The sequence below is a fragment of the Streptomyces sp. NBC_00078 genome, from assembly GCF_026343335.1.
GTDB lineage: Bacteria > Actinomycetota > Actinomycetes > Streptomycetales > Streptomycetaceae > Streptomyces.
Window position 1 is genome coordinate 6714412 of sequence record NZ_JAPELX010000001.1, and the last position, 22793, is coordinate 6737204.

14 protein-coding genes, 1 rRNA gene and 2 pseudogenes are annotated in these 22793 nt (G+C 70.2%); 11 read left to right on the forward strand and 6 right to left on the reverse strand.

Features of this window, described 5'->3' with window-relative positions; genetic code table 11:
- The first annotated feature begins 114 nt into the window (after positions 1-114).
- A complete protein-coding gene (locus tag OOK07_RS31640; RefSeq protein WP_266799841.1) occupies positions 115-3915 on the forward strand; it encodes a trypsin-like peptidase domain-containing protein in 3801 nt (1266 codons plus the stop codon).
- Positions 3916-4041: 126 nt separating this feature from the next.
- Complete coding sequence (locus OOK07_RS31645) at positions 4042-4989, forward strand: bifunctional riboflavin kinase/FAD synthetase (protein ID WP_266685189.1); 948 nt, start codon at positions 4042-4044, stop codon at positions 4987-4989.
- A 66-nt stretch (positions 4990-5055) separates the two neighbouring features.
- Here the strand turns inward: OOK07_RS31645 and OOK07_RS31650 are convergent, their stop codons facing one another.
- The 4 genes and pseudogenes from OOK07_RS31650 to OOK07_RS31660 all read right to left on the reverse strand — a co-directional run bounded on the left by OOK07_RS31650 (position 5056) and on the right by OOK07_RS31660 (position 10463).
- Positions 5056-8403, reverse strand: coding sequence for a nucleotide-binding protein (locus tag OOK07_RS31650; protein ID WP_406313388.1), 3348 nt, complete (start codon positions 8401-8403; stop codon positions 5056-5058).
- Between the two features lie 630 nt (positions 8404-9033).
- Positions 9034-9114 (reverse strand): annotated as a pseudogene (locus OOK07_RS43770) (SCO5717 family growth-regulating ATPase); the annotation flags it as partial.
- A 517-nt stretch (positions 9115-9631) separates the two neighbouring features.
- On the reverse strand, positions 9632-9868 hold the full coding sequence (locus OOK07_RS31655; protein WP_266685190.1) for a hypothetical protein: 237 nt from the start codon (positions 9866-9868) through the stop codon (positions 9632-9634).
- Positions 9869-10166: 298 nt separating this feature from the next.
- Entirely contained in the window at positions 10167-10463 is a 297-nt protein-coding gene (locus OOK07_RS31660) for a DUF397 domain-containing protein (protein ID WP_266799843.1), read from the reverse strand.
- 294 nt (positions 10464-10757) lie between these two features.
- Between OOK07_RS31660 and rpsO the strand changes: the two genes are divergently transcribed.
- The 5 genes from rpsO to OOK07_RS31685 all read left to right on the forward strand — a co-directional run bounded on the left by rpsO (position 10758) and on the right by OOK07_RS31685 (position 16247).
- Positions 10758-11045, forward strand: coding sequence for a 30S ribosomal protein S15 (gene rpsO, locus OOK07_RS31665; protein ID WP_030945091.1), 288 nt, complete (start codon positions 10758-10760; stop codon positions 11043-11045).
- 345 nt (positions 11046-11390) lie between these two features.
- The gene (locus OOK07_RS31670) at positions 11391-13607 is read left to right on the forward strand and encodes a polyribonucleotide nucleotidyltransferase (RefSeq protein WP_266685194.1); all 2217 of its coding nucleotides are present in this window, start codon (positions 11391-11393) and stop codon (positions 13605-13607) included.
- On the forward strand, positions 13604-14983 hold the full coding sequence (locus tag OOK07_RS31675) for a M16 family metallopeptidase (RefSeq protein WP_266799844.1): 1380 nt from the start codon (positions 13604-13606) through the stop codon (positions 14981-14983). Before OOK07_RS31670 ends, OOK07_RS31675 begins: the two co-directional genes overlap by 4 nt.
- 51 nt (positions 14984-15034) lie before the next feature.
- Entirely contained in the window at positions 15035-15787 is a 753-nt protein-coding gene (dapB, locus tag OOK07_RS31680; RefSeq protein ID WP_266799845.1) for a 4-hydroxy-tetrahydrodipicolinate reductase, read from the forward strand.
- Positions 15788-15794: 7 nt separating this feature from the next.
- Positions 15795-16247: a tetratricopeptide repeat protein gene (locus OOK07_RS31685; protein ID WP_266685197.1), complete on the forward strand. Its 453-nt coding sequence runs from the start codon at positions 15795-15797 to the stop codon at positions 16245-16247.
- A 73-nt stretch (positions 16248-16320) separates the two neighbouring features.
- Here OOK07_RS31685 and OOK07_RS31690 read toward each other — a convergent pair whose 3' ends face one another.
- Complete coding sequence (locus OOK07_RS31690; protein ID WP_266685198.1) at positions 16321-16875, reverse strand: SCO5741 family PH domain-containing membrane protein; 555 nt, start codon at positions 16873-16875, stop codon at positions 16321-16323.
- Between the two features lie 90 nt (positions 16876-16965).
- Complete coding sequence (locus OOK07_RS31695; RefSeq protein WP_266685199.1) at positions 16966-17202, reverse strand: hypothetical protein; 237 nt, start codon at positions 17200-17202, stop codon at positions 16966-16968.
- 258 nt (positions 17203-17460) lie between these two features.
- Here OOK07_RS31695 and OOK07_RS31700 point away from each other — a divergent pair.
- The 4 genes and pseudogenes from OOK07_RS31700 to OOK07_RS31715 form a co-directional block, all read left to right on the forward strand.
- Positions 17461-17580, forward strand: a pseudogene (locus tag OOK07_RS31700) (FAD-dependent thymidylate synthase); the annotation flags it as partial.
- 212 nt (positions 17581-17792) lie between these two features.
- Positions 17793-18692 (forward strand): 4-hydroxy-tetrahydrodipicolinate synthase, encoded by a 900-nt coding sequence (gene dapA / locus OOK07_RS31705; protein WP_266685200.1) that lies wholly within the window; start codon positions 17793-17795, stop codon positions 18690-18692.
- A 137-nt stretch (positions 18693-18829) separates the two neighbouring features.
- Complete coding sequence (locus OOK07_RS31710) at positions 18830-20515, forward strand: ribonuclease J (protein ID WP_266685201.1); 1686 nt, start codon at positions 18830-18832, stop codon at positions 20513-20515.
- Positions 20516-21020: 505 nt separating this feature from the next.
- Positions 21021-22546, forward strand: a 16S ribosomal RNA gene (locus OOK07_RS31715).
- The last annotated feature ends 247 nt before the right edge of the window (positions 22547-22793 follow it).

The window sequence follows — 22793 nt, forward strand, 5'->3', positions numbered from 1 at the left end:
CGGAGTGAACCGAGGGAGCGGAAGGGGGCGCGTTCGCCGTGCGATCTGTCCCGCTGATCACCGCGCGCCTAACGTCGACGTGAGGGCACAGGTGTACGGCGGGGAGGTTCGGCCATGGCGGGACGGGGCCCGCGGACCGGGGGCGGAAACCGGCAGGGGGAGGGCGCGCGGACCGGACATTCCGGTGATGCGGACCAGCCGCCCGCCGGTGACGACGCGCTGGTCCGCATCCACGACCTCGCCGGCCGCCCCCGCGGCACCGGCTTCGTGGCCGACCACCACGGCACCGTCATCACCAGCCACGAGGCTGTCGACGGTCTGCCCAGGCTCGTACTGCATGCCGCCGGTGACCGCACCTGCCTCGTGACGGCCGACGCGGTGACCGCGCTGCCCGCCCTGGACCTGGCCCTTGTCCGCACCGAGGGCCTCGGCGTGGACCCACTGCCGGTCACGGTGCGGGACCGGGTCGAGACGGGCACCTATGTGCGGATCGCCGCCGGATGCTGGCGTGAGGCGCGGGTACTCGGTGCCGCCTCCGTGACGTACGCGGCGACAGACCGCTTCCATCTCCTCGACGGCGCACTGGAGTTGGCGATCGGCACGGCCGGCCGGGACGCGCTGCGGCTGGGCGGCGGGGCGGCCGGGGGGCCGGTGCTGGACGCCGGGACCGGCGCCGTCGTCGGCGTTCTCGGCACCGCGCTCCACTCCGGCCGGCGCGACGGCGGATTCGCCGTCCCGCTCCTCCCCGCCCCGAGCGGCCCGCTCGCCGACCTGCTCGCCCGGAACGCGGAGACGGTGCCCGCGTACGGACCCGACCTCAACCTGGCCGGCGTGCTGGAGCTGACGGCCACCTCCGTGGGGCAGGACGGCCCGCCGGGGACACTGGCGGGTTACGTCGGCCGGGCGGACGCTTCGGTCGAGCCGGTCGAACGGGCCGCGGCAGCACGGGAGTTCACCGCCTTCGCGCAGAGCCGGGCCACCGTCCTCGGCCTCGTCGGAGCACCGGGCAGCGGCCGTACGACAGAACTGGTGTCCCTCGTCGCCCGCCGCAACCGGGGCCCCGAACCGGCCCCCACGCTGTGGCTGCGCGGCGCCGATCTGGAGGACGACGACACCTCGATCGCGGACGCGGCCCGCCGGGCGCTGGCCCGCGCCGCCCGCATCGTCACCGCGTCCGGGACGACGGCTGTCGCGGACCTCGGCGACATCACACCGGAACGCCTGGCACAGGTGGCGTTCGCGGCGGACCGTCCCCTGCTGCTCCTCCTGGACGGCCCCGAGGAGATGCCGGCGGTCCTCGCGCACCACCTGCGGAAGTGGACGCAGGGGACGGCGAGTTGGCTGAGGGAGACGGGGGCGCGGTTGGTGGTGGCGTGCCGGGAGGAGTACTGGGAGGGGGCGGGAGCGGAGTTTCCCGCGGAGTTGCTGTTCGGCGGGTCGGTGGTTTCAGCACGTCCGGCGTCTGCGGACGGTGCCGCTCGGCCGGCGGCGGAGGGCCGGGGGCACGGCCTGGGGGAGGGGACGGGCGGGGGCGGCGAGGGCGGCCGTATCGATCAGGGGCTCCGCCGCGGGCCCTGCGTCCGTCTCGGCGACCTGGAGGACGACGAGGCCCGAAAAGCCCGCGCACGCTACCGCATCCCCGAAGGCACCCTCGCCGACCCCGACACCCGCCACCCCCTCACCCTCCGCCTCCTCTCCGAGGTCCGCGCCGCCCTCCCCGACGCCCCGCACGCACGCGTCGACCGCGACGACGTCTTCTCGGCCTACCTGGACCTGATGTGCCTGCGCATCGCCGTCAGGCTGGCCGCCGAGAACGGCCTGCGCGGCACGGCCGTACGCCGCCTCGCCGCGAAGGTCTCCGGCCAGATCCACGAGGCCGCCCGCCGCAGCCTCGGCCCCGGGCAGGGCGAGCTGGACCGGGAGGCGTTCGAGGCGGTGTTCCCGTGGGGCCAGGCTCCCGCGCGGCTCGGCGGCGGCAGCGGCTGGGCGTCCGCCGTCCTCACCGAGGGCCTTGTCATCCCCGCCGGCACCGGCTACCGCTTCGCCCACGAGGAACTCGCCGACTGGATCCAGGGCATGCACCTCGACCTCGACGAAGCCCTGCGCGCCCTGGTCCACCGCAGCAGCACCCCGGACGCCGCCCACCCGGTCTCCGTCCCGCACCATCGCATCGGCCCGGTCGTCCAGGCCCTGTTGCTGGTCGCCCGGCAGTACGGCGCCCCCCAACTCGCCGCTCGGCTGGAGGAGTTGGCGCACGCTCTGGAGAGGGACCCGCACTCCTGGTGGGCCGCCCGCCTGCTCACCGAAACCCTGCTGCGCGTACCGGACGCCACGCCGTACCTGGCGGTCCTGCGGCTGCTCGCCGACCGGCTCGCAGCGGCACGCGGGCAGGGCCGCCCGGAGGCACGGGGTCAGGAGCGCCCCGATCCGCGAGGGCCGGGCCGTCCGGATGCCAGGGAACGGGAGCGTCCGGACCTGTGGGGACAGGGCCGTCCGGATCCCCGGGGACAGGAGCGTCCGGACCCGCCGGAACAGGAGCGCCCGGATCCCCGGGAACAGGACCGCCCCAATCCCCGTGAGACAGACGGAGATGACCGTCCCGGCCCCGCTGTCGCGAATGCCTTCGCGCCCGGCTTCTGGACCGCCCTGGCGATTTCGCGGACCGAGTGCTTGGAGTTGCTTGGCGTCCTCCTCCTCGCCGACGGCCCGCAGGACACCGCCCCCCGTTTCCTGGACGCCGCGAGCGACCTTCTCGCCGCCGACGCCACCGCCGTACAACCCCTCCTCACACGCTGGTTCGACGACGACCGCCCGTTGCCCGCGACCCCGCACGCGACCGTCGCGAACGCGGCGCAGGCGCTGTTGCACACCTATCGGCATCTCGCCCTGGACGACCTGACCGAGGTACTCGTCGAGTGTGCGCACCGGAAGGCGGACGAGTTGCTCGCCGTGCTGGCCGAGGACGAGCCGTCGGCGGTCTGCCGGGCCGTCGACCGGTGGGCGCACGACGAGCGGCCCGCGCGCCGGGTGGCGGCGGTGGCGTACGGCCTGCGTGCCACGCCCCACGTCCGCACCGAGGCCGACCGCGAACTGCTGCGCTACGCGGCCCTCGCCCTGCTCGCCCGCCCCGCCGACAGTTCCCTGCACGGCGGCGCGCTCGCCCTCCTCGTGCGGGACCCACGCACGCGTGCCCGCCATCTCCCGCAGGCACTGCGGCACTTCGCGGCCGGCGACCCGCACTTCCCGCCGAGCGCACTGGTCCCCGCCCTCGCCACGCACCCGGAGCCGGTCCTGGACGCCTTCCGCGACCGGCTGCGCAGGCCGGACGCCGGTCAGGCGCTGCGCACGCTCGCCGACGTCACCACGCCCTCGCTCGCCCGACGGGTCGCCGCCCTCGTGCACGAGGCCGTGGAACGGCGCCCGGAGACCGCCGTCGACGTGGCCGCGTACGTCGACCGGCGCCTCGACCAGGGGCCGTCGGCCAGGGCCGTGCTCTTCCCCCTGGTCACCGGCCTTCTGGACGGCGGTCCGGAAGAGGTCAGGGCCGCACTCGCGGCCGTACTCGCCGCTCCCGGCACCCCCGCCTCCCGCCTGCAGCGCCGCGAACTCCTCGACCTCCTGCTGGCCCACGAACGGGCCCCCGCCGTCCTGGAGGCCCTGCTGCGGGCGGCAGGCCGGTGCGGCGGCGAGGACGTACGCGAGCTCGTGCACCGCAGCGGTCTGCTCCTCGTCCGTACCCCGGACGGCGCGGCCCGGTTCGACCGCGCGCTGGTCGACCTCGGCCGGCAGGTCCCCGGCTTCGCCGCCCGCATGGCCGGCTGGCTGACCGACACCCCGCAGACCTGGGCGGCGGTGGTGGGACCCGGCACCCGCCGCATGATCGAGAACCTGTCCGGCGTACGAGTGTCCGTCTGAGCTGTGCTCCCGCGTGCGTCGGGTCACAGCCCCCATGCCGATGAGGGCGGTCCGCGCCCGGCATGGCACCCTTAGACCTGCGTAAGAGGTCGGTAGACACGGACACGGGTTCGAGGAGCGGTCACAGTGCAGCGCTGGCGTGGCTTGGAGGACATCCCCGAGGACTGGGGGCGCAGCGTCGTCACCATCGGGTCCTACGACGGCGTCCACCGCGGGCACCAGCTGATCATCCGGCATGCCGTGGACCGCGCCCGGGAGCTGGGCGTTCCCTCCGTGGTCGTCACCTTCGACCCGCACCCCAGTGAGGTCGTGCGCCCCGGCAGCCACCCGCCGCTGCTCGCCCCGCACCACCGCCGCGCCGAGCTGATGGCCGACCTGGGCGTGGACGCGTTGCTGATCCTCCCCTTCACCACCGAGTTCTCGAAGCTCTCGCCCGCCGACTTCGTCGTCAAGGTCCTGGTCGACAGGCTGCACGCCAAGGCGGTCGTCGAGGGCCCGAACTTCCGCTTCGGCCACAAGGCCGCGGGGAACGTCGAGTTCCTCGTCGAGCAGGGCAAGGTCTACGACTTCGAGGTCGAGGTCGTGGACCTGTACGTGACCGGTACGGCGGGCGGCGGCGAGCCCTTCTCCTCGACCTTGACCCGGCGCCTGGTCGCCGAGGGCGACGTCGAGGGCGCCGGTGAGATCCTGGGCCGCCCGCACCGGGTGGAGGGCGTCGTGGTGCGAGGAGCTCAGCGCGGCCGTGAACTGGGCTTCCCCACGGCCAACGTCGAGACCCTCCCGCACACCGCGATCCCGGCCGACGGCGTGTACGCCGGCTGGCTGCACGCCCAGGGCGAGGTGATGCCGGCGGCGATCTCCGTCGGCACGAACCCGCAGTTCGACGGCACCGAGCGCACAGTGGAGGCGTACGCCATCGACCGCGTGGGCCTGGACCTGTACGGCCTGCACGTGGCCGTCGACTTCCTGGCCTTCGTGCGCGGCCAGGCGAAGTTCGAGTCCCTGGAGGCCCTGCTCGAACAGATGGCCGAGGACGTGAAGCGCTGCCGGGAGCTGGTGGCGGCCGCCGAATAGCCGTTCCTACGACGCCGAAGGGCGGCCGGAGCCTCACAGGCTCCGGCCGCCCTTCGGCGTTCACCGCTACTGCTGGGGCGGCGGGGGAGGGGTCTGCCCGTCCGGCTGCTGCGGAGGCTGCGGGTAGCCGTAACCGGGCTGCCCGGGGTGCTGCGGGTACGGCTGACCCGGCTGCTGCGGATAAGGCTGGCCGGGCTGGCCGGGCTGGCCGGGCGGATACGCCTGTCCGGGCTGCGCGGGCGGTTGACCCGGCTGGGGGTAGGGCTGACCGGGGGCGTACGGCTGGCCGGGCTGGGGCGGCTGGGGAGCCTGCGGATACGGGCCCGGCTGCCCCGGAACCGGCGGCTGACCGGGGACCTGCTGTCCAGGCATTGGCTGCCCGGGCATCGGCTGGCCCGGCATCGGCTGGCCCGGAGCGTACTGCTGGCCCGGCAGCGGCGGGGCGGCGACCGGCGGCGGGTTGCCGTCACTCGTCCACAGCCCGTGCATCTGCTGGTGCCGTACGAAGTCCTCGGCGACCATCGCCGCGAGGTTGAAGTACGACTCCCGCACCTTCGGCCGCATCATGTCGAGGTCGACCTCGGCACCGGCGGCCAGATGCTCGTCGAACGGCACGACCACGACACCGCGGCAGCGCGTCTCGAAGTGGCTGACGATGTCCTCCACCTTGATCATCTTGCCGGTCTCGCGCACACCGGAGATGACGGTGATGGACCGTGAGACGAGGTCGGCGTATCCGTGCGCGGACAGCCAGTCCAGCGTCGTACTGGCACTGCTCGCACCGTCCACCGACGGCGTCGAGATGATGATGAGCTGGTCGGCGAGGTCGAGCACACCGCGCATGGCGCTGTAGAGCAGACCGGTGCCGGAGTCGGTCAGGATGACCGGGTACTGCTTGCCCAGCACATCGATGGCCCGCCGGTAGTCCTCGTCGTTGAACGTCGTGGAGACGGCCGGGTCGACGTCGTTGGCGATGATCTCCAGGCCGGACGGCGCCTGGGAGGTGAACCGCCGGATGTCCATGTACGAGTTGAGGTGCGGGATCGCCTGGACGAGGTCACGGATGGTGGCCCCGGTCTCGCGGCGCACGCGGCGGCCGAGCGTACCGGCGTCCGGGTTGGCGTCGATCGCGAGGATCTTGTCCTGCCGCTCGGTGGCGAGGGTGGAACCGAGGGCGGTGGTCGTGGTCGTCTTGCCGACACCACCCTTGAGGCTGATGACCGCGATCCGGTAGCAGGACAGCACGGGCGTCCGGATCAGTTCGAGCTTTCGCTGCCGCTCGGCCTCCTCCTTCCTCCCGCCGATCTTGAACCGGCTCGGCGCCGCCGCCGGACGCCCGCTCTTGGCCTTCTGCTTCTTGCTGATCAGCCGGTCGGAGGACAGCTCCACGGCAGCGGTGTAACCCAGCGGCGCGGCACCGGGGTTGGTCATCTGCCGCTGATCGTGCTGAATGGGCTGGGGCCAGGCGGCACCGGCACGGGGATCGACGGGCTGTGGCGCCTGCGGCGCCTGCGGCGGCTGCGGTGCATGTGGCGCTTGCGGCTGCTGCTCGGCGAAACCCTGCGGCGGCTGGGGCTGAGGGGCGTGTGGGGGCTGCGGTGCCTGCGGGGCTTGTGCGTTGGGCTGGGGCTGCCCCTGGGCGGGTGCGCCGGGGTAAGGGAAGCCGTAACCGCCGGGCTGGGCTTGCGGGTTGGGGGCCTGCTGGGTGAACGGCGTGCCCGTGGCCGGTGCGCCGGGGGGCGGGAAGCCGTAACCGCCCGGGGTGTCGGGGGCCGGTGGGGCGGGCTGGGGCTGCCCCTGGGCGGGTGCGCCGGGGTAAGGGAAGCCGTAACCGCCGGGCTGGGCTTGCGGGTTGGGGGCAGGCGGGGTGGTCGGTGCGGATGCGGGCGCACCGGGGTGGGGGAATCCGTAGCCGTCGGGGTCGTTCGACGCGGGGGCCGGGGCGCCGCCGGGATGGGGGGCCTGCACGTTGGGCTGGGGCTGTCCCTGCGGAGGGAAGCCGGGGTAGGGCTGTCCCTGCGGGGGCACGCCGGGCTGCGGCTGGGCCTGCGGCGGCATGCCCGGCTGCGGCTGGGCCTGCGGGCTGGGCGGCTGCGGGAAGCCGTAACCGCCGGGCTGCGCCTGAGGGTTGGGGGCGGGCGGGCTCGTTGGTGCGGGTGCGCCGGGGGGCGGGAATCCGTAGCCGTCGGGGGCGTTCGGCGCGGGGGCCGGGGCGCCGCCGGGATGGGGGAAGCCGTAGCCGCCCTGCGGGTTGGGCGCGGGGGCCGGTGCCGGGTTCGGTTGGTTCCAGGCCGCGGGGGCGGGCTGCGGGGCCTGCGGCTGGAAATGCGGCTGTTGCGGCGACAGGGGCTGCTGGGGCGGCTGTGCCTGAGCCGCCGCGGGCTGCGGCTGCGCAGGCGCCGACGGGTCCTGCGGCTGAGGCTGCTGCGGTTGTGCCGGCCACTGGGCCGCCGACGCGGGGGCCGCCGGCTGGTACGACGGCGGCAACGGCGGGAGCCCGCCCTGCGGTGCCGGCGGTGGAGCCCATGCGGTCGGCGCGGCCTGCGGCGCGCTCTGCGGGGCGTCGGCCGCGCTCGGCACGGCGTCCTGGGGCTCACTGCCCTGAGACACCGCGTCCACGGGTACGACGTCGTCGGGCTCGGCGTCCTCACGCACCGCGTCCTCGGTCACTGCGTCCTCGGTCACTGCGTCCTCGGTCACTGCGTCCTCGGTCACTGCGTCCTCGGTCACTGCGTCCTCGGTCACGGCATCCGAAAGCCCGGTGTCCTGAGGCTCGGTGTCCTGAGGCTCAGTGCCATGCGGCGCTGCGTCCTCTGGCCCGGCCACCGCATCCGCCTCCGCGTCGACGGCAGCCGCCTCGTCCGCTTCCTCCGCCCCGTCCGCCTCGCCCGCACCGGTTTCCTCGGGCTCGATCGCCGAAGGCGCTGCCTCCTCGGAGGGTTCGCCGCCGGCTTCCAAGGAGCTGGAGGAGACCCCGAGTTCGACGGCGTCGGCCGAGTCGGACTCCCCGACCGCGTCGGCCGAGTCGGAGTCCTCCCTCTCATCGTCGTCGACGACCTCGTCCGCGGCGCCGCTCTCCGCGTCCGCGGACGTGTCCGTCACCTCGACGTCACCGCCCGAGGCGCCGGCTGCGGTGTCGGCCTCCGCACCCTCGTCCGCGGCGCCGTCGTCGACGGATCCGTCAGCCTCGTCAGGGACCGCGCTCCCGGTGCTCTCTGCGCTTACTCCGTCGTCCTCGTCCGTCGGCTCCACCGAAGGTTCGGCAGCGGCCGCGGCGGCGCGCTCCGCGATCTCCCGCTTCAGAGCCACGGAGGAGAACCGCATGGTGGCGCCGCTCTCCAGGTCGCCGTTCCCGGCCTCGTCCCCGGAGTCCTCCGCGGAAACGGAAGCCGACGGAGCTGCCGGAGGAGCCACCGGGGGCTCGCCCGGCGCAGCCGGAACTCCCCACTGGGCCTGAAACCCACCGGCAGGAAGGTTCGGTACGGCGGTGGGCGACGACGCATCGCCGGTCGGCTGAGGCTCGAACCCACTCCCCACCGGAAGCTTGGGCATCGCCCCCGGACCACCGCTCGGCGGTCCGGGCGGCGCGGGCGGCGGGTACGGCGCACCCGCGGCAGGAGCCGTCGGCGGTGTGTAGGGAGCCCCCGGCGCGGGCGCCGCAGCAGGGGGCGCGAACGGAGCCCCCGGAGCAGGCGCCGGAATGGAGGCCGGGCCGCCGGACGAAGGAGGCTTCGGCATGGAATGAGCCGGCGGAGTCAGCCCCGGAAGCGAGGAGATCGAGAAATCGGAGGGGGAGCCGGCAGCAGCGGGCGCCCCCGGAACAGCGCCAGGACGGCCCGGAACAGCGCCAGGACGGCCCGCAGCGGCGCCGGTGGCCCCAGGCGCGCCGCCCGCTCCGGACGCCGTAGAACCGGATCCGGCCGCACCGGACCCGCCGGTTCCCGGCTCACCGGCCCCGCCCCCCGCACCGCCGCCCGCGCCCTCGGACGCGTTCTGCGTGTACCAGGCGGGCGGTGCGTAGTCGATGGTGAACTCGCCCGTCGTCTCGATGGCGGACTCCACGTCGGGCTGGTCATCGCCGGGTGTGGCCCAGCCCCCGCGGATCCCGTCCCGATCGCTGCTCACAATTCCTCCTGGTGTGGTCGAGCACCCTCATGCCGTGCAGGGGCGACCATTGCTTGTCGTCCTGTGTCGTTCCGAGGTCGTCCGATTCCACCGGCTTTCCCCCTGAGTGCCGCCACCCGGTCCACGGGTCTGGCGACGCGCCCTCACCCCAGCCTAATCACCAGAAGCCTCACCCCGGCAGGCCCGTCCACTCCTGAGCGCCTGACCACTGCGTCACAACCAGCCCAGAAGTCGCCTACACAGCCTACGTATTGGTGAACAAACCGGGCGATAATCGTGAACCCACTGCACAGAACGTGAAGAGAAGTGGTCGCGGAGCCCCGAACCGCCATGGTCCCCGAACTGCCTTACCCAGCAAGGTCCCTGACCGCGTCCGATCTCACCCGGTCGCGCGAGTGATCATGCCGCCCGGCACAGCAGGGGCGCTTCGGTGACCACTTCACCCCGACGCCGGGGCCGGGGGCAGGACCCGCGCCGTGATCCGCCTGCAGAGCGGCACCTACGTGGGCGAGTGCTCCTACGACGACCACCTCAACACCGAGGACCGCCCGGCCATCGCCGTCAGCGACGGCCAGGTCTTCCTGCGCAGCAAGGACTCGGGCGAGCCGATCAACTCCAACTCGACCATCGGCTTCGGCCTGGCGACCGGGAACACCACCAAGAAGTTCGACTCCGGCCCCGGCTCGCTCCTCTGCCCGGTGCGGATGAGCGGCGACGAGCTGCTCGCCGTGCGCGTGACCGACCAGCACGTCATACCCTCGGGACGCCTCGGCCTGGACCCGCAGAGGGACACCGAGACCCCGCACCTCTACCTCTACTTCGACCTGCCGGAGGAGGCCGAACCTGATGACGATGACGGAGTACAACGACATCGTCGTCCAGGACGGCCGCCTCTTCTTCGGCGTCAAGAAGGCCGACGGCCCCGCCAAGGGGTAGCCCCGGTGGGTGTATCTCGTCCTCGGCATCGAGACCCTCGCCGTGAAGGAGCAGAGACCGCGGCGGTCCCCGACGCCCGCGACGGGGCGGCCCCGCCACCCCGTCGAGTGACGTCTCTACGCGTCCGCCGCCCGGTCCCCGTCGTGCGGCGCCGGCTCCAGGTCGAACTCGCCGTCCCGCGCCCCGAGCACGAAGGCCTGCCACTCGGCCTCCGTGTACCGCAGAACGGTGTCCGGGTCGAGCGACGAGCGCATGGCCACGGCCCCGGCGGGCAGGTAGGCGATCTCGACCCGCTCCTCCTGCTCCTCGGTGCCGGGCGCGCTCTGCCACTCAACGCCGGAGATGTCGAGCGCGTACAGCTCATCGCGCTCCCGCTCCTTGCGCGCCTTGATCTGCTCTTCCGTCTCCGCCATGCCCCAGCGACCCCTTCCCCGCATACGCGTTCCCCGCGTATGCAAACGATCTGTTCGCTCACACTAGTGGCCGCCCCCGCGCCGCCCTCCGGCTTTCCACACCCGGCCAAAGGCGCCCTGACTGCCTGGTACCCTGAGTGACGGCCGTTTGTGTACGCACCCCCGGAGCCCCGCCGGTTCACCTGGCGGCCCCGGAGGCAGCGCCCAGCGGATCCCCGCCTCCCGAGTAACGGAAGCTCCCCCGAGACAAAGACCGGGGGCACTCGGTGGCCACACAGACTACAAGGAGTACGCGTGTCGCTCGACGCCGCTACGAAGAAGCAGATCATCACCGAGTTCGGCCAGAAGGAGGGCGACACCGGCTCTCCCGAGGTCCAGGTCGCCATGCTCTCGCGCCGGATCTCGGACCTGACCGAGCACCTCAAGACGCACAAGCACGACCACCACTCCCGCCGTGGTCTGCTGATCCTGGTCGGTCAGCGCCGTCGCCTGCTGCAGTACCTGGCGAAGAAGGACATCCAGCGCTTCCGTGCGCTGGTCGACCGCCTGGGCATCCGCCGCGGTGCGGCGGGCGCCAAGTAAGACGCCGTGAGGGGAGCGGTTCCCGGAAGAGTGGGGACCGCTCCCTTTGCCGTACGTACGGAAACGTGCGGAGTGTCACTGCCGCTTTGTAGTGTGGTAGCACAACGCAATACGCACGACACCACAGAGTGATGGGCCGTACCCGGAGGGGTAGGCCGCCATCACCAAACGAACGAGGAGAAGCGCTGCCTCGCCGCCGCCGGTCCTCGGTAGTGGCCCCCGGGAAAGCGACCCGGGTGCTTCGATCGAAGACCGGCCCGCACCAGACGGAGCGCTTCTCCGCAACCGTCCCCCTGCCACACGGGCACGAGGGACGAAAGACGACAAGTAACGGAGAAAACGCTAGTGGAGAACGAGACCCACTACGCCGAGGCCGTCATCGACAACGGCTCCTTCGGCACCCGCACCATCCGCTTCGAGACGGGCCGCCTGGCCAAGCAGGCCGCCGGCTCCGCCGTGGCGTACCTGGACGACGACACCATGGTGCTGTCGGCCACCACCGCCTCCAAGAACCCCAAGGACCAGCTCGACTTCTTCCCCCTGACGGTGGACGTCGAGGAGCGGATGTACGCCGCCGGCAAGATCCCCGGCAGCTTCTTCCGCCGTGAGGGCCGTCCCTCCGAGGACGCCATCCTCACCTGCCGCCTCATCGACCGCCCGCTGCGCCCGTCCTTCAAGAAGGGCCTGCGCAACGAGATCCAGGTCGTCGCCACCATCATGGCGCTCAACCCCGACCACCTGTACGACGTCGTGGCGATCAACGCCGCCTCCGCGTCCACGCAGCTGGCCGGCCTGCCCTTCTCCGGCCCGATCGGCGGCGTCCGCGTCGCGCTGATCAACAACCAGTGGGTCGCGTTCCCGACGCACTCCGAGCTCGAGGACGCCGTCTTCGACATGGTCGTCGCCGGTCGCGCCCTGGAGGACGGCGACGTCGCGATCATGATGGTCGAGGCCGAGGCCACCGAGAAGACCATCACGCTGGTCGCGGGCGGCGCCGAGGCGCCGACCGAGGAGGTCGTCGCCGCCGGTCTGGACGCCGCGAAGCCCTTCATCAAGGTGCTCTGCAAGGCCCAGGCCGACCTCGCGTCGAAGGCCGCCAAGCCGACCGGCGAGTTCCCGATCTTCCTCGACTACCAGGACGACGTCCTGGAGGCGCTCACCGGCGCCGTCAAGCCCGAGCTCGCCCAGGCACTCACCATCGCCGGCAAGCAGGAGCGCGAGGCCGAGCTGGACCGCGTCAAGGGCCTGGCCGCCGAGAAGCTCCTGCCGGAGTTCGAGGGCCGCGAGAAGGAGATCTCCGCCGCGTACCGCTCGCTCACCAAGCAGCTGGTCCGTGAGCGCGTGATCAAGGAGAAGAAGCGCATCGACGGCCGCGGTGTCACCGACATCCGCACGCTGGCCGCCGAGGTCGAGGCCATCCCGCGCGTGCACGGCTCCGCGGTGTTCGAGCGTGGCGAGACCCAGATCCTGGGCGTCACCACCCTCAACATGCTCCGCATGGAGCAGCAGCTGGACACCCTCTCCCCGGTGACCCGCAAGCGCTACATGCACAACTACAACTTCCCGCCGTACTCCACCGGCGAGACCGGCCGCGTCGGCTCCCCCAAGCGCCGCGAGATCGGCCACGGAGCGCTCGCCGAGCGCGCCCTGGTGCCGGTCCTGCCGACGCGCGAGGAGTTCCCCTACGCGATCCGCCAGGTCTCCGAGGCGCTGAGCTCGAACGGCTCGACGTCCATGGGCTCGGTCTGCGCCTCCACCATGTCGCTGCTGAACGCCGGTGTGCCGCTGAAGGCCCCCGTCGCCGGTATCGCCATGGGCCTGATCTCCCAGGAGATCGAGGGTGAGACGCACTACGTCACCCTCACCGACATCCTCGGTGCGGAGGACGCCTTCGGCGACATGGACTTCAAGGTCGCCGGCACCAAGGAGTTCGTGACCGCCCTCCAGCTCGACACCAAGCTGGACGGCATCCCCGCGTCCGTCCTGGCCGCCGCTCTGAAGCAGGCCCGTGACGCCCGCCTCCACATCCTCGACGTGATGATGGAAGCGATCGACACGCCGGACGAGATGTCCCCGAACGCCCCGCGGATCATCACCGTCAAGATCCCCGTGGACAAGATCGGTGAGGTCATCGGCCCCAAGGGCAAGATGATCAACCAGATCCAGGAGGACACCGGCGCCGAGATCACGATCGAGGACGACGGCACCATCTACATCGGTGCCCAGGTCGGCTCGCAGGCCGAGGCCGCCCGCGCCACGATCAACGGCATCGCGAACCCGACCATGCCGGAGGTCGGCGAGCGCTACCTGGGCACCGTCGTGAAGACGACGACCTTCGGTGCGTTCGTGTCGCTGCTCCCGGGCAAGGACGGTCTGCTGCACATCTCGCAGATCCGCAAGCTCGCGGGCGGCAAGCGCGTGGAGAACGTCGAGGACGTTCTCGGTGTGGGCGCCAAGGTCCAGGTCGAGATCGCCGAGATCGACTCCCGCGGCAAGCTCTCCCTGATCCCGGTCATCGAGGGCGAAGCGAGCGACGACAAGAAGGACGACACCGACCAGTGACGTCGAGCAGCTCCACGGCGACGGCCCGCACCTCTTCGGAGGCGCGGGCCGTTGCCCGTACCCAAACCCTGATCAAGGGCGAGAACGGCATCGGCACGGTCCGCAAGACCACCCTCCCGGGCGGACTGCGCATCGTCACCGAGACCCTGCCCTCGGTGCGCTCCGCGACCTTCGGCATCTGGGCACACGTCGGCTCCCGCGACGAGACGCCGTCCCTGAACGGCGCCACGCACTACCTGGAGCACCTGCTCTTCAAGGGCACCACGCGCAGGTCCGCGCTCGACATCTCCTCCGCGATCGACGCGGTCGGCGGCGAGATGAACGCGTTCACGGCGAAGGAGTACACGTGCTACTACGCACGCGTGCTCGACGCCGACCTGCCCCTGGCCATCGACGTCGTCTGCGACATGCTGACCGGCTCGCTCATCGTCGAGGAGGACGTCGACGTCGAGCGCGGCGCCATCCTCGAAGAGATCGCGATGACCGAGGACGACCCGGGCGACTGCGTGCACGACCTGTTCGCGCACACCATGTTCGGCGACAACCCCCTCGGCCGCCCGGTCCTCGGCACGGTCGACACCGTCAACGCCCTCACCGCCGACCGCATCCGGCGCTTCTACAAGAAGCACTACGACCCGACCCACCTCGTGGTCGCGGCGGCCGGCAACGTCGACCACAACAAGGTCGTACGGCAGGTCCGCGCGGCCTTCGAGAAGGCGGGCGCCTTCAGGAACGCCGAGGCGGCCCCCATCGCCCCGCGCGACGGCCGCCGCACGATCCGCACCTCGGGCCGCGTGGAACTCCTCGGCCGCAAGACCGAACAGGCGCACGTCGTCCTCGGCATGCCCGGCCTGGCCCGCACGGACGACCGCCGCTGGGCCCTCGGCGTGCTCAACACGGCGCTCGGCGGCGGCATGTCGTCCCGCCTGTTCCAGGAGGTCCGCGAGAAGCGCGGCCTGGCCTACAGCGTGTACTCGTACACCTCGGGCTTCGCCGACTGCGGTCTGTTCGGCGTCTACGCCGGCTGCCGGCCCTCGCAGGTCCACGACGTGCTGAAGATCTGCCGCGACGAGCTGGACCATGTTGCCGAGCACGGCCTGTCCGACGACGAGATCGACCGCGCCATCGGTCAGCTGCGCGGCTCCACGGTCCTGGGCCTCGAGGACACGGGCGCGCTGATGAACCGTATCGGCAAGAGCGAGCTGTGCTGGGGCGAGCAGATGTCCGTCGACGACCTGCTGGTCCGGATAGCCTCGGTCACCCCGGACGACGTCCGCTCGGTCGCCCGCGAGATCCTGGGACAGCGTCCCTCGCTGTCGGTCATCGGCCCGCTCAAGGACAAGCAGGCGGCCCGTCTGAACGACGCCGTCGCCTGACCATCTCCCGGACCTCCGGGACGTTCAGAACTCCGTTAAGGAAGCAAGAAGATGAGCAAGCTGCGTGTGGCGGTTCTCGGCGCGAAGGGCCGCATCGGTGCCGAGGCGGTACGGGCCGTCGAGGCGGCCGAGGACATGGAGCTGGTGGCCGCCCTCGGCCGGGGGGACAAGCTGGAGGCGCTGGCCGAGTCCGGCGCCCAGGTCGCGGTCGAACTGACCACCCCCGCCTCGGTGATGGAGAACCTCGAGTACTGCGTGGGCCACGGCATCCACGCGGTCGTCGGCACGACCGGCTGGACCGACGAGCGCCTCACGCAGCTGAACGGCTGGCTGGCCGAGTCCCCGCAGACGGGCGTCCTCATCGCGCCCAACTTCTCCATCGGCGCCGTCCTCACGATGAAGTTCGCACAGATCGCCGCTCCCTACTTCGAGTCGGTCGAGGTCATCGAACTGCACCACCCCAAGAAGGTGGATGCCCCCTCCGGCACCGCCACGCGCACGGCACAGCTCATCGCCGAGGCCCGCGCGAAGGCCGGTTCGGCCCCGGCACCGGACGCCACGGAGACGGCCCTGGACGGGGCGCGCGGAGCCAGCGTCGACGGCATCCCGGTGCACGCGATCCGGCTGCGCGGCCTGCTCGCCCACCAGGAGGTACTGCTCGGCGGCGAGGGCGAGACCCTGACCGTCCGGCACGACTCCCTGCACCACAGCAGCTTCATGCCGGGCATCCTGCTCGGCGCCCGCCGCGTGGTGACCACCCCGGGCCTGACCTTCGGCCTGGAACACTTCCTGGACCTGGGCTGACACCGCCATGCGAGCCAAGCTCTCCTACGCCATAACGGCCGCCGTCCTGGTCTTCTACTTCGTCCTGGTCGGCAGCCGCGGCGTCATGCTCATCCAGTCCGGCACGATCCTCACCGTCACCTTCGGTGTCGCGGTCCTGATCCTGCCGGTCATCGGCCTGTGGTTCCTGTGGAAGAACACCCAGTTCGTCCGCAAGGCCAACGCCCTCGCCGCCGAACTGGACGCCGCGGGCGGACTGCCCGTCGACGAACTCAGGCGCACGCCCGGCGGCCGTATCGACCGCGACTCGGCCGACGAGGTCTTCGCCAAGCGCAAGGCCGAGACGGAGGCCGCTCCCGACGACTGGCGCAGCTGGTTCCGCCTCGCCGTCGCCTACCACGACGCCCGCGACACCCCACGCGCCCGCAAGGCCATGCAACGTGCCATCGCCTTGCACGACGGCAGAACGGTCGAGGCCTGAAGCACACCGCGGCCGTACGCCGAAGGGGCCGGCCCGCACACACCGCGGGCCGGCCCCTTCGTACGAACACCGGTCAGTCGCGCCTGTGCTCCGCCGCCCATGCCTCGATGGTGTCCGCCGCCCGGTCGAACGATCCGGCCCGCGCAAGGAAGTCGGCGCTGTGCGTGGTCAGCAGCACCGGCGCGTCCTGCGCCGCGCGGTCATTGCGTACGAGGACCAGCGCCTGACCCTGCACTGTCCGCGGCAGCCCGAGCCAGCGCACCGGCTGCTGCACCGTCCGCACGGCGACGATCCGGTCCCAGGGGGTGGTACGCGTGCCGAAGAAGCTCACCTGGCGCAGGCCGCGCGTACTCACCCATGCGCCCACGCGCAGCAGTCGCAGGGCGACCACGATGGCGGCCAGCGCGATGCCGAAGACCACAGCGGCCTCCGGGGCCGGTGCGGTGAACGCGATGATGACCGCGGCGAACAGCACGAACGAGGCGAGCAGCAGCCAGAGCGCCGCTGCGCCCACCCGCCAGGGCCCCGGACGGTAGGGGCGCCGCCAGCGGTCGCGGTCGTCGAACGGCAGCGCGATGTCGTCGGCTGTCTCGAAAGCGCGGTCGGCCGTCAGGAAGGGCAGGGGCACGGTTGGTCCTCACTCAATCCATGCATGGGCTGTGCCCGGTGAGGTTATCCGGCAGTGTCCCCGCTCACCACTCCTGGGGGGCCGGACGAGTCAGTGCCCCTGGGACGCCTGTGACTGCTGAGCCGGTGTCGAAGCGGGGGTGGACAGCGCCGGCGCCCCGAGGACCAGGGAGCCCACGAGTCCGGCCACGATCGTGAGTCCCAGCAGCCAGCGCCCGGCTATCTGACCGGCGGAGGCCCGCTGGCGGGGCGGGGGAGTGACATTGCTGTGGAACCTGTCGGCTTCGGCGACAAAGGCGAACGGGACGGGCTCACGCCGGCGGAACATCGGTGGTGCGTCTCCCCTCGGGGATCGAACGAATCACTGTCATCAACACAGACGAGCGATTGCCCCAAAAGGTGCCCGGTTTCACCGAATTCACAGAACTTCGCCGGCGTATGTCGTGTCCCGCTACCGAACGCCCCGTTGTCAGGGCCGTGCCGTGCCGTGCCGGCACGCGCGGGTCCCGCCGTGGAGTGGGCGCTGCCTGAGCGACGTGGCGGAAGGATCCTCCGAGCCGTGACCGAGACCCCTGCCGCCGACCACGTCCCGTCCTTCCCGCAGCGGGAGATCGAGAGGGGCGGCGAGAAGACGGGGGCCCAGTGGGCCCGGCTCGTGCCGCTGACGCACGCCGCCTTCAACACGAACGGCCGCGTGGCGCCGTAGCACACCCCCGTTCCCCAAACCGGGCACAGATGTACGGGTCGGCCTCGCGAAGTGTCCGTATTGCGGCATTTGGAGAAGTTCATCTAGCCTGATCAAACGGACCCGGTACTGCTTGAACCCCCGAGCAGGCAGTACCGGGCTCCGCATTTGTCCGGACTTATCCCGCACCCCAAGGGCAGACCACTCATTGAGCAGCGAGTAGCGTGTTACCCATGGCTCCGACCTCCACTCCGCAGACCCCCTTCGGGAGGGTCCTCACCGCCATGGTCACGCCCTTCACGGCGGACGGCGCACTCGACCTCGACGGCGCTCAGCGGCTCGCCACCCACCTGGTGGATGCAGGCAACGACGGCCTGATCATCAACGGCACCACCGGCGAGTCCCCCACGACCAGCGACGCGGAGAAATCGGATCTCGTACGGGCCGTACTGGAGGCGGTGGGCGACCGCGCGCACGTCGTGGCCGGAGTCGGCACGAACGACACCCACCACAGCACCGAGCTCGCCCGTGCCGCCGAGAAGGCCGGCGCCCACGGCCTCCTGGTCGTGACGCCGTACTACAACAAGCCCCCGCAGGAAGGCCTGTACCGGCACTTCACGGCCGTCGCCGACGCCGCCGAGCTGCCGGTCATGCTCTACGACATCCCGGGCCGCAGCGGCGTGCCGATCAGCTCCGAGACGCTGGTCCGCCTCGCGGAGCACCCGCGGATCGTCGCCAACAAGGACGCCAAGGGTGACCTCGGCCGCGCGAGCTGGGCCATCGCGCGCTCCGGCCTCGCCTGGTACTCCGGTGACGACATGCTGAACCTGCCGCTGCTCTCCGTGGGCGCGGTCGGTTTCGTCTCGGTCGTCGGCCACGTGGTCACACCCGACCTGCGCGCCCTCGTAGACGCCTTCGTCTCCGGCGACGTACAGAAGGCCACGGAGATCCACCAGAAGCTGCTCCCGGTCTACACAGGCATGTTCCGCACCCAGGGAGTCATGACCACCAAGGCCGCCCTCGCCCTCCAGGGCCTGCCGGCGGGGCCCCTGCGGGCGCCCATGGTCGAGTGCACGCCCGAGGAGATCGCCCAGCTCAAGATCGATCTTGCTGCGGGCGGGGTACAGCTCTGACACCAGACTTGGCACACAGGCTTCACAACTGAATAAGCGGGCCGGTGCCCGCACCCCACAACAACAACTGCTCATGCACGAACGTCATGCGTGCCACGTGCCCATTGGTACGTGGCGCGTGTGGTGAGGAGAGTCTTTTGAGTCATCCGCATCCCCAACTCGGCCTGCCCGCGCCGCTTCCCGAAGGTGGCCTGCGGGTCACCCCGCTGGGCGGTCTCGGCGAGATCGGCCGGAACATGACGGTCTTCGAATACGGAGGCCGCCTTCTGATCGTCGACTGCGGCGTGCTCTTCCCCGAGGAGGAGCAGCCCGGAATCGACCTGATCCTGCCGGACTTCTCGTCCGTCAGGGACCGCCTCGACGACATCGACGGCATCGTCCTCACGCACGGCCACGAGGACCACATCGGCGGCGTCCCCTATCTCCTGCGCGAGAAGCCGGACATCCCGCTGATCGGCTCCAAGCTGACCCTGGCCCTCATCGAGGCCAAGCTCCAGGAGCACCGCATCCGTCCGTACACCCTGGAGGTGGCTGAGGGCAACCGCGAACATGTGGGCCCCTTCGACTGCGAGTTCATCGCGGTCAACCACTCCATCCCGGACGCCCTGGCGGTCGCCATCCGCACCCCCGCCGGCATGGTCGTCCACACCGGCGACTTCAAGATGGACCAGCTCCCGCTGGACGGCCGTCTCACGGACCTCCATGCGTTCGCGCGACTGAGCGAGGAGGGCATCGACCTGCTCCTCGCCGACTCGACGAACGCCGAGGTTCCGGGCTTCGTCCCGCCCGAGCGCGACATCTCCAACGTCCTGCGCCAGGTGTTCGGGTCCGCCCGCAAGCGGATCATCGTGGCGAGCTTCGCCAGCCACGTCCACCGCATCCAGCAGATCCTGGACGCGGCCCACGAGTACGGCCGCAGGGTCGCCTTCGTCGGCCGCTCGATGGTCCGCAACATGGGCATCGCCCGGGACCTGGGCTATCTGAAGGTCCCGCCGGGCCTGGTCGTCGACGTGAAGACACTGGACGACCTGCCCGACAGCGAGGTCGTGCTGGTCTGCACGGGCTCACAGGGTGAACCGATGGCGGCCCTGTCCCGCATGGCCAACCGCGATCACCAGATCCGCATCGTCGACGGCGACACGGTGATCCTGGCGTCGTCCCTGATCCCCGGCAACGAGAACGCGGTCTACCGCGTGATCAACGGCCTGACCCGCTGGGGCGCGAACGTCGTCCACAAGGGCAACGCCAAGGTGCACGTCTCGGGCCACGCGTCCGCGGGCGAGCTCCTGTACTTCTACAACATCTGCCGCCCGAAGAACCTGATGCCGGTCCACGGCGAATGGCGCCACCTGCGCGCCAACGCCGAACTGGGCGCCCTGACCGGAGTCCCGCACGACCACATCGTCATCGCCGAGGACGGCGTGGTCGTCGACCTCGTCGAGGGCAAGGCGAAGATCTCGGGCAAGGTCCAGGCGGGTTACGTATACGTCGACGGGCTCTCGGTCGGCGACGTGGGCGAGCCGGCCCTGAAGGACCGGAAGATCCTCGGCGACGAGGGCATCATCTCGGTCTTCCTGGTGGTGGACTCGTCAACGGGCAAGATCACGGGCGGTCCGCACATCCAGGCCCGCGGCTCGGGCATCGACGACTCGGCCTTCGGCGGCGTGATCCCGAAGATCACCGAGGTACTGGAGCGCTCGGCTCAGGACGGAGTGGTGGAGCCGCACCAGCTGCAGCAGCTCATCCGCCGCACCCTCGGCAAGTGGGTCTCGGACACCTATCGGCGCAGGCCGATGATCCTCCCTGTCGTGGTGGAGGTCTGACAGGCGTACGACCTCTCGTACGCCTGAACTAGGAGCGGGGCGCCTCGATTTGCATCGGGCCGCCCCGCTCCAGTACGTTTGCGGCACCGCCTGAACGGGAACCCGGACGCTTCGCGTACCGGAAGCAGTCCCGATCGGGGCGGGAAATCCGACTCAGAATCTCTGATAAAGTCGGGACCGCCGGAAAGGGAAACGCGGAAGCGGGATCCTGGAAAGCGCCGAGGAAATCGGATCGGGAAACGGTCTGATAGAGTCGGAAACGTAAGGCCGAAGGGAAGCGCCCGGAGGAAAGCCCGAGAGGGTGAGTACAAAGGAAGCGTCCGTTCCTTGAGAACTCAACAGCGTGCCAAAAATCAACGCCAGATATGTTGATACCCCGTCCGCCGGAATTATCCGGTGGTCGAGGTTCCTTTGAAGTAAAACACAGCGAGGACGCTGTGAACGGCTGGGCTTATTCCGCCCGGCTGTTCCGCTCTCGTGGTGTCATCCCGATGACGGGAGAACATTCACGGAGAGTTTGATCCTGGCTCAGGACGAACGCTGGCGGCGTGCTTAACACATGCAAGTCGAACGATGAAGCCCTTCGGGGTGGATTAGTGGCGAACGGGTGAGTAACACGTGGGCAATCTGCCCTTCACTCTGGGACAAGCCCTGGAAACGGGGTCTAATACCGGATATCACTGTCACTCGCATGGGTGGTGGTTGAAAGCTCCGGCGGTGAAGGATGAGCCCGCGGCCTATCAGCTTGTTGGTGAGGTAATGGCTCACCAAGGCGACGACGGGTAGCCGGCCTGAGAGGGCGACCGGCCACACTGGGACTGAGACACGGCCCAGACTCCTACGGGAGGCAGCAGTGGGGAATATTGCACAATGGGCGAAAGCCTGATGCAGCGACGCCGCGTGAGGGATGACGGCCTTCGGGTTGTAAACCTCTTTCAGCAGGGAAGAAGCGAAAGTGACGGTACCTGCAGAAGAAGCGCCGGCTAACTACGTGCCAGCAGCCGCGGTAATACGTAGGGCGCAAGCGTTGTCCGGAATTATTGGGCGTAAAGAGCTCGTAGGCGGCTTGTCACGTCGGGTGTGAAAGCCCGGGGCTTAACCCCGGGTCTGCATTCGATACGGGCTAGCTAGAGTGTGGTAGGGGAGATCGGAATTCCTGGTGTAGCGGTGAAATGCGCAGATATCAGGAGGAACACCGGTGGCGAAGGCGGATCTCTGGGCCATTACTGACGCTGAGGAGCGAAAGCGTGGGGAGCGAACAGGATTAGATACCCTGGTAGTCCACGCCGTAAACGGTGGGAACTAGGTGTTGGCGACATTCCACGTCGTCGGTGCCGCAGCTAACGCATTAAGTTCCCCGCCTGGGGAGTACGGCCGCAAGGCTAAAACTCAAAGGAATTGACGGGGGCCCGCACAAGCAGCGGAGCATGTGGCTTAATTCGACGCAACGCGAAGAACCTTACCAAGGCTTGACATACGCCGGAAAGCATCAGAGATGGTGCCCCCCTTGTGGTCGGTGTACAGGTGGTGCATGGCTGTCGTCAGCTCGTGTCGTGAGATGTTGGGTTAAGTCCCGCAACGAGCGCAACCCTTGTCCTGTGTTGCCAGCATGCCCTTCGGGGTGATGGGGACTCACAGGAGACCGCCGGGGTCAACTCGGAGGAAGGTGGGGACGACGTCAAGTCATCATGCCCCTTATGTCTTGGGCTGCACACGTGCTACAATGGCCGGTACAATGAGCTGCGATACCGTGAGGTGGAGCGAATCTCAAAAAGCCGGTCTCAGTTCGGATTGGGGTCTGCAACTCGACCCCATGAAGTCGGAGTTGCTAGTAATCGCAGATCAGCATTGCTGCGGTGAATACGTTCCCGGGCCTTGTACACACCGCCCGTCACGTCACGAAAGTCGGTAACACCCGAAGCCGGTGGCCCAACCCCTTGTGGGAGGGAGCTGTCGAAGGTGGGACTGGCGATTGGGACGAAGTCGTAACAAGGTAGCCGTACCGGAAGGTGCGGCTGGATCACCTCCTTTCTAAGGAGCACTTCTTACCGATCCCTCCGGGGTGAGGTCAGAGGCCAGTTCATCGGCGAACGTCCGACGGTGGTTGCTCATGGGTGGAACGTTGATTATTCGGTCCGGTTCTCGGGTCGGAGGCTGTGAGTACTGCTCTTCGGAGCGTGGAAAGCATGATCTCCGGGCGGGAGTCGGGTCGGGCACGCTGTTGGGTGTCTGAGGGTGCGAGCGTTGCTTGCCCTTCTGATGCCGGCCCCAGTGCACT

Coding starts and splice junctions, on each gene's coding strand:
- OOK07_RS31640 (WP_266799841.1), top strand. CDS start 115: ATGGCGGGACGGGGCCCGCGGACCGGGGGCGGAAACCGGCAGGGGGAG.
- OOK07_RS31655 (WP_266685190.1), bottom strand. CDS start 9,868: ATGACGTGCTGGTCGGTCACGCGCACGGCGAGCAGCTCGTCGCCGCTC.
- OOK07_RS31660 (WP_266799843.1), bottom strand. CDS start 10,463: ATGGCGGAGACGGAAGAGCAGATCAAGGCGCGCAAGGAGCGGGAGCGC.
- dapB (WP_266799845.1), top strand. CDS start 15,035: ATGAGCAAGCTGCGTGTGGCGGTTCTCGGCGCGAAGGGCCGCATCGGT.
- OOK07_RS31685 (WP_266685197.1), top strand. CDS start 15,795: ATGCGAGCCAAGCTCTCCTACGCCATAACGGCCGCCGTCCTGGTCTTC.
- OOK07_RS31695 (WP_266685199.1), bottom strand. CDS start 17,202: ATGTTCCGCCGGCGTGAGCCCGTCCCGTTCGCCTTTGTCGCCGAAGCC.
- dapA (WP_266685200.1), top strand. CDS start 17,793: ATGGCTCCGACCTCCACTCCGCAGACCCCCTTCGGGAGGGTCCTCACC.